Genomic DNA, 13,019 nt, shown 5'->3' on the forward strand with positions numbered 1-13,019 from the left:
CTTACTATTTTATGAATTATCATCGTGTTAATAGTGTTATAAGAAAGGGTAAGCATGTACATAGAAATGATTGGAGGGGTTTATGTGATTATTTTTAAAGAAGATGCTTTACAGGGAAGACATATTTTAGTTACTGGAGCGACCGGCGGAATAGGTTTTGAAACGGCAAAGGCGGCAGTACAGGCTGGTGCTGCCGTTACGATTACCGGTCGCAATGAAGAAAAATTGGAAGAGTTGAAGCAAGCCTGTGAGGAAATTGCTGCTGATGCGAAAGTTTTTATACAAAAAGCCGATCTGACTAAGGACGAAGAGCGAAGACATTTGGTTGAGGAAGCTAATGAGGTAAATGGAAGGATTGATGGATTAGTTAACTCTGCCGGAATCGGTGGGGGAGGGCCAGTCAAAGATTTACCGGAAGAAGAGATGAGGAAAATTATGGAGCTCAATTACACTTCAACCGTGCTTTTGACACAATTAGTATATGAAACGATGCGAAATGCGGACGCTGGCGCTATTGTAAACTTATCTTCTTTATCAGGCCTGAGAGGAACAAAAGGAAATTCTGCTTACAGCGCATCGAAGTTTGCGGTAACAGGTTTTACACAAGCATTTGCGCATGAGGCGATTGAGGAAAATATCCGTGTCAATGCGGTATGCCCTGGGTTTGTTGATACCTCGATGGGTCTCAACGCCATCAGGAAAAAAGGAGAGCGCGAAGGCCGAAGTTTTGAAGAGCAAATGAAGGTGGTAGAAGAGGGGATACCTTCAGGCCGGATTACGAAAGCGGAAGAAGTTGCTAATACGATTGTCTTTTTACTGAGCGATGCAGCTGAAAATATTGTCGGAGAGTCCGTGAAAATTTCCGGTGGAAGTGTCATGCGCTAATTCACTCCTGCACTAATCAAGGTTTTCACACCAGATACGGGGTATCGCCCGTGTCCGACATATTTTCGAGCTATTTTCGATTTTTTCGATCGAAATATCAAAATATCGAGCCCACTAAAAAAGAGCCTGGAGCAATCCAGGCTCTTTCATAGGATTTGGTCAAACGTTTGTTCAGGTTTCATATGCGACTCAGTAAGTTCATCTGGAAGGTCAGGTGGAAACTGGTTTCGAAATGAAAAGAGTACAACCAGTAAAGCAACCTCAGCAATCAGATGCAGTATAACGTTAATTATGATGAAAATGGGGGTCCATTCACCGAACGAATTGATCATGAATTTTTCTTAATGTCAGTCTCCCTTCACTTCAACTCCTTTTTTTAAATACCAATCTGCTGCATTAGAATATAATACTTTTCGGGCAAGTTCTTCTCCTAAGGTCTCCTGGATGAGTTCAACATCCGCATCAAGAAATGGCCGGGGTGCACGAGTAGACGGAAGGTCGGTGCCAAACATCAACGCATCAGGATTCACATTGGCTATTGCTTGTAATGCTTGTGCTACATTGATATTGACCCTGCCGAACCCGGTCGCTTTAACTCTCACGCCATGCGAAACGAGGTTCAGCAACGTATCAAAACCAGATTCCGTCAGGCCAAGGTGGTCGATGGAAACAGCGGGGAGCATTTTAAGCGTACCCTCGATTTCTGGCAGATTTTTTGATTCGATATATAATTCCACATGCCAGCCTGCGAGGTCATAAATCCGGTGAGCAAAAGTTTCTAAATGTGCGAGCACTTCAGGTCCTCCGCGTTTAACATTAAAGCGGACTGCTTTTATTCCGTCTTCATCTAACGATAGTATTTCCTCGTCCGTTGTATCTACTGGCAGCTGCGTTACTCCGACGAATCTATCGCCCAGAATTTGAAGGGCATTTTTTAAATATTGCTGGTCAAACCCCTGAAAAGAACCTGAAACAACAGCGCCTCCGTCCAGGTTCCATTTTTTTGTCCGCTTCTGATAGTCTTCACAGGTGAATGGCTCTGGCAGATAACCCTGATTTTCAATCAAAGGATATCGCGGGTCGATGATATGTAAGTGGGCATCAAAGATTCGAATAAGATCCACCTCGCTTCGGTAAAAATATCCATTTTAAATTCTACCATATTCAATTTTTTAGTGTGGGTCTTGACGTAAAAAGCATGGTTGTCATCGCAACCACCAGTATAGTGATAGCGGAAAGCAGCAAAGTCTGTGAAGAAAAAAGCCATCCGCCTAACAAAATGACTCCAAGGTCGATGGTGAAAATAGCAAAACCGACATTGATTTTTAAAACATCAGCGACCATCTGTGCCAGTAAGTCTGTTCCTCCCGTGCTTGTCTGGTAACGAAGCATCAGTCCAATACCACCACCTACAAAAGCCCCGCCAATCATCGAACTGATGGCTGGGTCGAGTGCTAAATGAAAATTCCTCAACCAATAAAAGAAATCAATGAAGAAAGAAGATATCAATAAACCATGCAGGCTGTTATAAAAATATTTCCGGTACTTGAACCAGGCAATCAAAAAGATCGGAATGCTGACAAAAAGAATGGTCAAGCCCGTTTCCAATCCCCACAAATAATGAAAAATCAATCCGATGCCAATCACGCCTCCATCAAGTACATGATATGGTACTAAAAAAAAGTTGATACCAAATGCCAGGCATGCACTGCCGATGATAATGATGATACCTTTTTCAATCAGTTCCTTCATAGGATGACCCCTTCATTTTGGACAGGTTCTCTACATTTATATGCAGGATGTTGCTTAATAAGAAAGGGTTCTGCCAAAACATCAAAATGGAAGTGATGGCATTGAAGCAGCAGCTTGGCCAGCTTGGAACAACTGTTGCTTATACTGCCAGTAATCCAGCGACTGCCATGCAAAAGGATATTTTTACAGAAGTATCGCATCAGGGTCATACCGAAAATCCGCCTCAGGAGTTCCAATAAAAAAGTAAATAAAGTTCCCCTTATCTGAATAGGTATAATGAGGACTATCCATCAGGAGGGGTTTTTTTGAGAACTTTTCTGGAAGCTGCTCAGTTTGAACATGCTTTTTGGCTGCAGATATTAGGGGACCATGCCCGTTTTATCCGTGACTCGCTTTATCCGACTGAAACGGAAGCCATAGAAAAAACAAAACAGCTTATTACTATATTTGACGAAATGGGTGCTAAGTCCAAAAATTTGTCCTTTGAGGAAACTAAATCATTCACTCAAAAGGCAGGAGAACATGCGCGAAATTTCCGAGTGTATAAGCTATCACTCATCCAAAGGTCACTGGAAGGAAAGGTCGGCATCCATTTGACACCTACTTTTATTAATCACATGGTTAATGAACTGGAAGAATACCTGCTTGTCATTGGTTATCTTGGCAAAGGAAAGGAGCCGCCCGTTTTTCATGAGCTTCATCATCATATGTTATGGCTTTTGGATGCCTCCGGCCATGCCGGGGCGATCAATGACACAATGGATGCTACCGAACAGCAAATCAAAAAACAGAGCGATGCCTTTCGTCAAACGTTCAATGATTTGTATTTGAAATCAGTAGAAATGACGGGATATTTACGAGCTAATATCGAATCCTTTCCCGCATTGACACGTTTCAATAACGAAACGAAAGTCGAAATGAAATTGTTCCAGACATTTTTGAAGGAATTGGAAGACATGGAGTTAACGGACGAAGCTTTAAGTTCCTTTACAGCTCTGATGGCAGATCATATGTTCCGGGAAGAATGCTACTACTTATTCAAGGTGGCGCAATCTACTGCTTCAAGGTATCCGGATTGCGATCCAACCAAACCGCGTCTTGAAAAAGAGAATAAATAAAATGCTACATAACGGATATGCTAATAATCGATGTTTATAATCTTCAAACAAAGTAGGAATGTATATGCCTGAATTCAAATATGACTCCTGTACCATCCATTACGATGATATCGGTAAAGGAATACCACTAGTCTTGATACACCCGCCTGGCATGGGGAGACTGGTCTTCACCTATCAACATCCCTTAAGCAGTCAATACCGGTTATTGATTCCAGACTTAAGTGGGCATGGAGATTCATCGATTGCATCAGAACCCGTTACGATAAAGCGGTATGCTGAGGAGGTCAAGGCGCTCCTTGACCACACAGGCTCACAGAAAGCAGTCATCTGTGGCTATTCCGCAGGCGGGGGAGTCGCCCAGGAGCTCGCATTGTCTTATCCAGACCGTACCAGAGCGTTAGTATTATCTGGCGGATATCCAAAAGTAGAAACACAACTTTTAAAGCTGGAATACCGTATTGGAATGAAATGGCTCGAAACACAGCCTGATTCTTTGATTCGGGTTCTTGCCCGATCTCACTTTTTAGATACAAACGTCCAGCAGATGATAACGGGGCATATGGGGAAAGCAGATTTAAAAAGCTGGTATGATTTTTACTATGAGTCCTATCATTATGATTGTTCAGCACGTTTAGGCGACATAGACTGCCCGGTACTTTTAATGTATGGGGTTCGTGTTTTCTGGATTCATCACCATAGTTATCATTATCGAAAGTGCGAAAATGCCCGCTTAAATCATATCGAAAAGGCGACACACCAACTGCCGACAAAACATTGGCATAGCTTTAATCATTACTTGGACCTCTTCATACAGGAAAGCCTGTCAAAACAAAACTTTACTATCCAATGAATAGTTGACCGACGACACCCCTGGCTCAGGGGTGTTTTTTAAATTTAATAGTTGTGTTAATAAAATTCCCTGATGTGAATGGGGATTTGGTAGTGGTTTCTGTCGATTTTTCCTGCAAACTTCTTATCCAATATCAGTAAATTTTATGCTAGAATGAAAGAAGTGATAATATTCGGAAAATTCGGAGGGGTACGAGATGCGCAACGTGGAGGAAGTGAAAGAAGGAGTATTTCGAATTAGAGTCCCGCAGCCTGTTCCTGGCGACGTGTTTGTATATGTGATAAAAAAAGAAAAAGTCACGTTAATTGATGCAGGACACCCATCATCAGACTCTCAAGCCAGCCTGATAACAACATTAAAGGAAATAGGAATAAAGCTGGCAGATATTGACCAAATTATCCTAACTCATCGGGATATGGACCACATCGGTACTTTACTGACATATGCTAATGAACTAAATTGTCAGGTGTTTGCCAGATACCCTGCGAAAAAAGAGCCAACATTATACGAGCAGCTTGAGGGCATCCGTCCCCAGCTGCCTGATCAATTCACTGAGGAACTGCTCACGAAAGCGTCGATGGATGAGATTGACTTTGCCCAAGCAGAACATCTTGCCATTACTAAACATGTGATGCACGGGGATATGATAGATGTAGGGGGAGAGTATTTAGAAGTGCTTGAAACACCCGGTCACAGCTTTGATCATATTTCTTTGTATGATCCAGGCTCCAGACTTTTGTACGGTGGGGATGTGCTGATTGAAAATGGCCCCCCTGCAAAAATTATTGATTTGCAGCAATATTTGTTTACGCTGGATGCATTGAGGCAAAAAGACATCGCAGTTGTTTTCCCCAGCCACGGTCCGATCATGGATCATCATCTTGATGCTATTGAACAAGCGTTTACTACTATTATTGATATCGATCAGAAAATCATCACTTGCTTAAAAGATGGTTCGAAATCCTGTTATGAGCTTGCGATGCAATTTAACAATGGAAAAGTGGATGAAAACCTATTGTTTTATATCCAATTAATATCCAACCATCTGAACCGTCTGAGGGAGAAAGATATCATTATTGATACAGGCAGGGGTGTCTCTCTGCAATAACCCCAAACCAAATTTAAATAGGTTTAATTAAGTACTTATATGGCAAACTAAGCTTAAAAAAGGAGCTTACATCATGAATGACGTTGCCATTAAAGAATTAAATGCTTTTCTAAAAGGGCAGTACATGGGGATTCATGCATACGAACACCTTATTCAGCGCGTGGACGAACCTGGTATCAAGCAAGAGTTACAAAATATTCAGCAAGAGCACAAGATGCACGCGATGGAAATAGCAGAACGTATTCAGCATCTTGGTGGAAATCCGGTGGACGATGAAGGTTTTATCGGGTCGATGCAGAATTTCATCAGTAGATTCACCACGCCTGATTCGACAGAAGGGATACTGGAAAGTGCCTTAAAGGGAGAAGATGTTTATGGTTTACATTTGTCAGAAGAGATTGTTAAAGGGGATCTTGATCCGGAAAGTAAGCAGATGATTGAAAGAATACTCGATGAAGATCGTAAACATCTTCAAATTTTAAAAGGGTTGATGCCAAATGAATAAGAGGGGGGTGCCCTCTTTTTTATTTGTTTTTCTTTTGCTCGTGATTTTCAACTTCGTGATGACCGCTCATCATTTCACCTTCAGTAGGATGTTCTTCTCGTTCCGGTTTTGGAGGAAGAAAAGATTTAGAGTAAGAAATTCCTTTGCTGAAGACCTCTGCTTGTTCATTAGATGTTTGAACGGTTGCCTTTTTTTGTTTTTGTTGACTCATGAAGGTGACCTCCTTTTTTATATGTGATTATTAATTAATATTCCATGGGAACAAAAAAACTAAACATTCATGATGATCAGCAACAAATATGGGGGAATGTCAAAAAAACGACTTCCTTTTGACAGTTATGCCTCTTGAGGATATAATCAAACTATTCAAATAAAGGTACGTGCTTACATGGGGAAGCTCCTCATGAATGATACGCCTCTTCTTAGGAAGAGGTTTTTTACATATAACTTTGTTGAAGGATTAAAGTATAGAAAAACGAAGGGAGTAGACAGACGATATGACAAAATCATTTGAAACAAAAGTCGTACATAGTAAATTAAAGCAGGAAGAAGATAAGATCAACAGCAAAGCGACCCCGATATATCAAACATCGGCCTACTCCTTTGAGAGCCTGGAAGATTTGGAAGGCTACTTTGAAGGAAATGCTCCGTATCTTTACACGAGGAACGGCAACCCGAATACGGACGATTTGGGCTACTCTGTTGCCCAATTGGAAGGGGCGCCTGCTGGAATGGCTTCCTCATCGGGAATGTCTGCAATTTTATGCGGCATTTTAGCAGTAGTCGGGCATGGCGATCACATTGTAGCAGCAGAAGACACCTATGGCGGTACCTATCAGCTGCTTACCCAGGAACTGCAGACTTTTGGTATAGAAGTGACACTCGCTTCTTTTGACAACCTTGAAGAAGTAGAAGATGCCATCCAGGAGAATACGAAACTTCTATACAGCGAATCTGTATCCAATCCATTTCTACGTGTAGAAAATATCAATGCCCTCGTTGAGATGGCAGAACGCCACCAGCTCATGACTATGATTGATAATACTTTTGCAACGCCGTATCTTTTGCAGCCATATGAAGAGGGCGTGGACCTTGTCGTCCATAGTGCGACGAAATATATCGGTGGTCACAGTGATGTTTCTGCAGGTGTACTGGTCGGGGGGGAAGAACTGATTGAAAAGGCGAAAGGGAAAATGGTCAACCTTGGTGCCAACCTTAGTCCTTTTGAAGCCTGGCTTGGTCATCGTGGGCTGAAGACATTGGCTCTTCGTATGAAGCAGCAATCGGAGAATGCCGATCATGTAGCAGAGAGCCTGCGCAACCATACCGATATCAAACATGTATATTATCCGGCCTACGTTTCAGAAAAAGGAAACGGAGCCATCATTACGATTGAATTGAATGAGCGATGCGATATGGATGCATTTTTCAAATCCCTGGGCTGGATTAAAATTGTACCTTCGTTAGCTGGAGTTGAAACAACGGTATCGTATCCGAAAGGAACATCTCACCGTGCACTTACTGATGAGCAGCGGGAGAAAATCGGAATCAATGAGCGTGTCGTCCGTATTTCTATCGGAATAGAAGGGGCAAAAGATATTTTGACGCAGCTTGGGGAAGCGATTGAGGAATCGTTGAATGAGGCTTAAGTCCTGATTAAAGTTGGTGAAAAATTCACCCCAGTTGCCATGCTATAATTGGAAGTGGAGCACGTCCTTTTAGGGAGGATCGGCTGCCCCCATCTGTCAGGAAGGGGGGTGATGCCTACGAGCATATACGAAGTGTTGACCGTCATCTGGTCTTTCGGCACGTTTTTGATCGCTTTGCTCGCATTGATCATGCAAATGATCAATAAAAAATAGACCTCCCTATTCACTCGGCCAAAAGTTGATAGGGGAGAGGCCTATTCCTGTAGTGGATAGCTGATCCCCCGGAGGGGGCGTGTATCCATGGCCGCAGCATCAGCTGCGGCTATTTTTTATTGTATGATTATCTATATGCATCATACCACATCTGGCTATTTTTTAACATACTCCCGTATAGATCGTATTTTTATCGTATAACAGGAAAATTTGTGATTAATATGTTGTAAATGGGGGTGCCTTTTAAAAGGTTTATCTGTTTGGACTCTGACAATTACATCAATTTCCGGATTGAGATAGCCAGGGTGGTGGGAGGGGATTGAAGAAGGAGTTTTGTATTCATATCCCAAACGCCTCCACGATCAAGTTCTTCCCTCGTAAGCTCCATCACTTGCTTCCATAGTTTAGTTGTCTCATTAGTCGGACGGGCAAGAAAAGCATCATCTCCGGTATAAAGAGTATAGTTTCACATTTGGAGATTATGTTAACATTTTCCATAACTGTGATTTGCCCATTAAATTCATAATTTCAGAAAACCTGGACAACCTCCTTGTAGGGAAGGTGCGCATTTTCAGTTGAAGAAGGTGGAGGAGGTACAGGTGTTAAATCGTCTCCTTAGAGGGTATGGGTGAATAGAGGATGAAATTGCAGACAGAGAAGGAGAGATTAGATGTATTCGGTAACTTTTCAAAAAATCTTACTTTATATTGGTATCGGGGTATTCATCGGACTTATGGTGGGTCTTATCTTCGGCGATGTCCACCTGGGGATTTATTCGATTTTCTTAAGTATCATCACAATTTTGCTGACGGCAATATTTGCTGAGTTGTATCATGTACGTGAAGCGATCAACAAACAACGGACAGAGCAAGATAAATTACGGAAGTAGAAAAAAGAGTAAAGCGGCGACATTATTATCGTCGCTTTACTCTTTTTTTAGCGGAATAAACAAGTAAACAGCTGCTGGAATTTCATATAGTTATAGATGGTGTTTGCATGCCTTCCCTCTAGTGTATAAGGGTTGATTTTTGCCCGGAGGCAATCCATGAAGGCACGATCACAGAAGCAAGATGGGCCGTATTGCTGATAGCAAATGTCGTGGTACATACAACACGTATCCACCCCATTTACTGGTGCGCCGGGGCCGCTGCACCCTGGTCCGCACCAATTATAGCCGGGAAATATACAAAGATCCCTTTCCAATGTAACATCACTTTGGTAGCCGGACATGTCAGTTTCCTCCTATAGTTGTTTAGTTTAGATTATGTTTAGTTGAAGAAAAAAGGGAGAGTATTCGCCCAACGGGTTCAAATAAAAAAAAACCTGACCAGATCTGGTTAAGGTTTTCTTTCATTAGGGTAATCACAGTATTCAATGATTGTCCCTCCGGTATCTGCAGGGTTGAGGTAGATCAATCTTCTGCCATGTTTATTGGTCCGTAATGTCTTCTCCAATGTTCGAATCCCTTGTTGTTGTAATGTTTCCAGTGCTGCATCCAAATCGTGGACATGATAGGCGATATGATGGACTCCCTTGCCTTTTTGCTTGATGAAGCGGGCTATTGGAGATGTAGTGTTATTCGTAGGTGCAAGCAGCTCTGTTCGGTTACCATTTATATCTATAATAGCTATCTCACTTTCCACGCCTTTTGCCTCGCTGCGGTAACGGTCGATCAAATGTCCTCCTAGTATATGCTGGTAAAATTCTATACTTTCATCCAGGTGCCGTATAGCCACCCCGATGTGATCCAGTTCGTATTTCATTGGAAGTTCCTCCCGTAGTTATTTGTCTCTTACATCATAGCGCTTTTAGTTTGTTGTTTAAATGTTTACGGTGCAATGGATGTGTTTTTGTGAGTAAAAGGAATGATTTTCTGTTATATGGAAGGAATTACTAACCGTCTCTAGAACTTCTTGAAAAAAGGAGGAGATTCGACATGAACGGAAAAGTAAAGACAATGGTTGAGCCGAAAATCATCACAAAAAGGGCATTCAAAATCATTGGATCAGCTTTTGAAACAACCATGGCGGAAAAGGATGTAAAGGTTCCACGGCTGGTCGAGGAGTTTCATACGAAAAGAATCGTAGAAATTGAAAATCGTGTGAATGCACCGGTTTCTTATGGTGTATTTATCGACCCGCCCAACTGGAATCCGGAAACAGAATCATTCACCTGGATTGCCGGAGTGGAAGTCGATAGCCATGACTTTCTCCCATCTGGAATGGTTGCCAGGACGTTCCCTGATCAGCAGTATGCCACTTTGCACTTCAATCCTGCTGAACATGAATTTGACCCTTATCCATTTTTACACAAATGGATCAAGCAAAACGGATATGAGCAAATAAAAGGACATGGTTTTGAGCTTTATGAGCCATATACGGGATCACAAACAGCGTTTATACTTCATTTACCAGTGCGGGAAACGGAGAGCCGGAATTGAGTCTTATGTGAATGTCTTGTAGAATAGCAAGAAAATAAGACATAAACAGAAAAAAGGTGTTTCGCATGAGTTCATATATTGTAGTAGGGGCAGGGATCCTGGGAGCATCGACTGCTTATCATCTTGCTAAATCAGGGGCAAAGGTGACCTTGATCGATCGTGGTGAACCAGGGCAGGCGACGGATGCTGCTGCTGGAATCGTATGCCCATGGCTTTCCCAGCGACGCAATAAAAAATGGTACCGGCTGGCCAAAGGGGGAGCCAGGTATTACCCTGATTTGATCGATAAACTGAAAGAGGATGGAGAAACAGAAACCGGTTATAAGAAAGTTGGAGCCATCAGTCTCCATACTGATGAAGACAAATTAGAGAAAATGGAACAACGCGCTTATAAACGTAGGGAGGACGCTCCTGAAATTGGAACAATTACCCGGATGTCTCCTGAAGAAACGAGAGCGCTTTTCCCACCCTTAGCACCTGAATATGGTTCTGTGCACGTTAGTGGTGGTGCCCGGGTCAATGGGAAGGCGATTCGGCAAGCGCTTATTCGAGCGGCTGAGAAAAACGGCACTGACTTACACCATTCGCATGCTTCCCTCATCCATGAAGGGAATCGAGTAATTGGAGCGGAAACTGAGGAGCACAGACTCCTGGCGGACAAAGTAATTGTCACTGCAGGCGCCTGGGGTGGAGAACTGTTTCGTCCACTTGGTCTCTCCCTCCATATTACTTCTCAGCGTGCCCAGATTGCCCATGTAGAACTTCCCGGGGAGGACACAAGCACCTGGCCTGTCGTCATGCCCCCAACCCCTCAATATATGCTCGCCTTTGAAAATGGACGCATTGTGGTCGGTGCGACACACGATGACGGTGTGGGGTTTGACCATCGGGTGACTGCCGGTGGTCTGCATGAAATTTTTGATAAGGCTTTAAAGGTAGCTCCTGGTCTGGGAGATAGCACAATGTTAGAAGCAAAAGCAGGGTTCCGGCCGTTCACCCCGGGTTTTCTTCCTGTCTTTGGGGAAATACCTGGGTTTGAAGGTGTTCTGATGGCTAATGGTCTAGGGGCTTCCGGACTCACAGTAGGGCCATATTTGGGAGCAGAGCTTGCGAGAATGGCACTTGGAGAGAAGACAGAGTTAGATCCGGCTGAATATGATGTTTCAGAAGCTATCAAAAAGGACAATTATAGATAAAAAAATTTTTAGGGCACACTTCCTGATAGGGGTGTGCCTTTACGTATTGTTTTCATCCAATTGGTTTTATAAGAAGCAAGCAGTGGTAAAGGTATAGGGTTAACGACAACTACGAGGAGTTAGTTTATGGATATATTAATGTTTGTATTATTTATACTTTCTGCAGTAGCTGCGTATTACCTCGCAGTGCAGTTAGCATCGTATGGAGACGGTGTAAAAGAAAAGACGAAAGCTTCGTCTGCTTTCGTTGGCATTCTGATCGGGGTAGCCATCTCATTGCCCGAACTGACAGCTAGTGTTACAGCTATCATGATTGATAGCCCTGACTTAGCAATGGGGAATTTGCTGGGCAGTAATCTATTCAATATCCTGGCACTGGCTTTACTGGATATCCATTATCGCCGACAGCAAATCATGGGACACACAAACCTGGAAAGTAAATTATATAGTTATTTATTGATTCTTATGACCATGGTCGTCATGATGGCTCTTTCCCTCACACTTCCTGAAGGGATCTATCATGTCGGTTACACCTCTGTAGTCTTGGTATTCCTTTATTTTGGCGGAATCAAATGGATCAACAGCCGTTCCGAAGAAAAAGTCAAACGTAGATCAAGAGAGAATCGCCGTTTCGACGATCATTCTAAAAATCAGGTTGTATTACACTTTATTATATACGCTCTGTTGATAATGGCAGCCGGTTCTGTTTTGACCATCACAGCAGATCAGATTGCCCAGATTACTGGTCTGGGGACTACCTTTATCGGCTCCATTCTGGTAGGTGCAAGTACATCCCTGCCTGATGCTGTCAGTGTGGCCACTGTTTTGAAGCTGAGAAATTACAATATGGCGGTAAGTTCAATGCTAGGTAGCAGCGCATTCAACCTTATGCTGTTGTCCTTTACAGATGCCATCTACTTTGGAAATAACTTATTCCAGCACGCCGCACCAACCCACATGGTCACAAGTGGCGGTACTATATTAATGGTGCTTATCATCTTATACAGCATTACCAGGAAAAAGCCTCGAACAACGTTTGTCTATATCCTGCCTTCCCTTTTAATAGCTGGTATCTATTTGGCTGCAATTGTTGTAATGTTCTTGATGAAATAAAAAAATGCGCGAGGAAGCGTTCGTGCTTCCTTGCGCATTTCTTAATAGCTCCCCAGCCAGTTGATCACATGGAAAGTGAACCGGTGCTACATAAATGGTAAGATTCTATAAACATGATGCCTTCCCGTTATGGTCACCTATAAAAGTCGTAATGACCCTGTTAAATCTTCGTGTTAATTTTACAATTAAA

At 42.7% G+C, this 13,019-nt stretch carries 17 protein-coding genes and 1 pseudogene; 12 read left to right on the forward strand and 6 right to left on the reverse strand.

Annotated elements, in window-relative coordinates; genetic code table 11:
• Positions 1-84 precede the first annotated feature (84 nt).
• A complete protein-coding gene (locus P855_RS0119360) occupies positions 85-885 on the forward strand; it encodes an SDR family NAD(P)-dependent oxidoreductase (protein ID WP_028785090.1) in 801 nt (266 codons plus the stop codon).
• Between the two features lie 347 nt (positions 886-1,232).
• On the opposite strand, the gene P855_RS0119370 is transcribed toward P855_RS0119360, so the two are convergent.
• Together P855_RS0119370 and P855_RS0119375 are read right to left on the reverse strand one after the other, a co-directional pair.
• On the reverse strand, positions 1,233-2,000 hold the full coding sequence (locus P855_RS0119370; RefSeq protein ID WP_200865978.1) for an amidohydrolase family protein: 768 nt from the start codon (positions 1,998-2,000) through the stop codon (positions 1,233-1,235).
• Between the two features lie 49 nt (positions 2,001-2,049).
• A complete protein-coding gene (locus P855_RS0119375) occupies positions 2,050-2,637 on the reverse strand; it encodes a YitT family protein (protein WP_028785093.1) in 588 nt (195 codons plus the stop codon).
• Between the two features lie 50 nt (positions 2,638-2,687).
• Between P855_RS0119375 and P855_RS22330 the strand changes: the two genes are divergently transcribed.
• The 5 genes from P855_RS22330 (at position 2,688) to P855_RS0119400 (ending at position 6,218) form a co-directional block, all read left to right on the forward strand.
• Entirely contained in the window at positions 2,688-2,876 is a 189-nt protein-coding gene (locus tag P855_RS22330; RefSeq protein WP_028785094.1) for a hypothetical protein, read from the forward strand.
• A gap of 66 nt (positions 2,877-2,942) precedes the next feature.
• Positions 2,943-3,755: a DUF2935 domain-containing protein gene (locus P855_RS0119385; protein ID WP_028785095.1), complete on the forward strand. Its 813-nt coding sequence runs from the start codon at positions 2,943-2,945 to the stop codon at positions 3,753-3,755.
• A gap of 64 nt (positions 3,756-3,819) precedes the next feature.
• Positions 3,820-4,605, forward strand: coding sequence for an alpha/beta fold hydrolase (locus P855_RS0119390; RefSeq protein WP_028785096.1), 786 nt, complete (start codon positions 3,820-3,822; stop codon positions 4,603-4,605).
• Positions 4,606-4,801: 196 nt separating this feature from the next.
• Positions 4,802-5,713 carry an MBL fold metallo-hydrolase gene (locus P855_RS0119395; RefSeq protein WP_028785097.1) on the forward strand — a complete coding sequence of 304 codons (912 nt, stop codon included), beginning with the start codon at positions 4,802-4,804 and terminating at the stop codon, positions 5,711-5,713.
• Positions 5,714-5,786: 73 nt separating this feature from the next.
• On the forward strand, positions 5,787-6,218 hold the full coding sequence (locus P855_RS0119400; protein ID WP_028785098.1) for a ferritin-like domain-containing protein: 432 nt from the start codon (positions 5,787-5,789) through the stop codon (positions 6,216-6,218).
• 19 nt (positions 6,219-6,237) lie between these two features.
• Here P855_RS0119400 and P855_RS0119405 read toward each other — a convergent pair whose 3' ends face one another.
• Positions 6,238-6,429, reverse strand: a complete 192-nt coding sequence (locus P855_RS0119405; protein ID WP_028785099.1) for a hypothetical protein — start codon at positions 6,427-6,429, stop codon at positions 6,238-6,240.
• A gap of 286 nt (positions 6,430-6,715) precedes the next feature.
• Here P855_RS0119405 and P855_RS0119410 point away from each other — a divergent pair, with 286 nt between their 5' ends.
• Entirely contained in the window at positions 6,716-7,867 is a 1,152-nt protein-coding gene (locus P855_RS0119410) for a trans-sulfuration enzyme family protein (RefSeq protein ID WP_028785100.1), read from the forward strand.
• Positions 7,868-7,978: 111 nt separating this feature from the next.
• Positions 7,979-8,080, forward strand: coding sequence for a putative holin-like toxin (locus tag P855_RS21950; RefSeq protein ID WP_084315779.1), 102 nt, complete (start codon positions 7,979-7,981; stop codon positions 8,078-8,080).
• Between the two features lie 239 nt (positions 8,081-8,319).
• On the opposite strand, the pseudogene P855_RS22590 reads toward P855_RS21950, so the two are convergent.
• Positions 8,320-8,546 (reverse strand): annotated as a pseudogene (locus P855_RS22590) (pyruvate formate lyase family protein); the annotation flags it as partial.
• A gap of 204 nt (positions 8,547-8,750) precedes the next feature.
• Between P855_RS22590 and P855_RS0119430 the strand changes: the two are divergent.
• On the forward strand, positions 8,751-8,969 hold the full coding sequence (locus P855_RS0119430; RefSeq protein ID WP_028785101.1) for a hypothetical protein: 219 nt from the start codon (positions 8,751-8,753) through the stop codon (positions 8,967-8,969).
• 47 nt (positions 8,970-9,016) lie between these two features.
• On the opposite strand, the gene P855_RS21955 is transcribed toward P855_RS0119430, so the two are convergent.
• Together P855_RS21955 and P855_RS0119440 are read right to left on the reverse strand one after the other, a co-directional pair.
• Entirely contained in the window at positions 9,017-9,310 is a 294-nt protein-coding gene (locus P855_RS21955) for a phospholipase (RefSeq protein WP_084315780.1), read from the reverse strand.
• A 107-nt stretch (positions 9,311-9,417) separates the two neighbouring features.
• Positions 9,418-9,843 carry a VOC family protein gene (locus P855_RS0119440; RefSeq protein WP_028785102.1) on the reverse strand — a complete coding sequence of 142 codons (426 nt, stop codon included), beginning with the start codon at positions 9,841-9,843 and terminating at the stop codon, positions 9,418-9,420.
• Between the two features lie 173 nt (positions 9,844-10,016).
• Between P855_RS0119440 and P855_RS0119445 the strand changes: the two genes are divergently transcribed.
• From P855_RS0119445 to P855_RS0119455, 3 genes are all read left to right on the forward strand, one after another.
• Complete coding sequence (locus tag P855_RS0119445) at positions 10,017-10,520, forward strand: GyrI-like domain-containing protein (RefSeq protein ID WP_028785103.1); 504 nt, start codon at positions 10,017-10,019, stop codon at positions 10,518-10,520.
• A gap of 65 nt (positions 10,521-10,585) precedes the next feature.
• Positions 10,586-11,716 carry an NAD(P)/FAD-dependent oxidoreductase gene (locus tag P855_RS0119450; RefSeq protein WP_028785104.1) on the forward strand — a complete coding sequence of 377 codons (1,131 nt, stop codon included), beginning with the start codon at positions 10,586-10,588 and terminating at the stop codon, positions 11,714-11,716.
• Between the two features lie 126 nt (positions 11,717-11,842).
• Positions 11,843-12,829, forward strand: a complete 987-nt coding sequence (locus P855_RS0119455; protein WP_028785105.1) for a sodium:calcium antiporter — start codon at positions 11,843-11,845, stop codon at positions 12,827-12,829.
• Positions 12,830-13,019 lie beyond the last annotated feature (190 nt).

It is taken from the genome of Thalassobacillus devorans MSP14, assembly GCF_000496835.1.
GTDB lineage: Bacteria > Bacillota > Bacilli > Bacillales > Halobacillaceae > Thalassobacillus > Thalassobacillus devorans_B.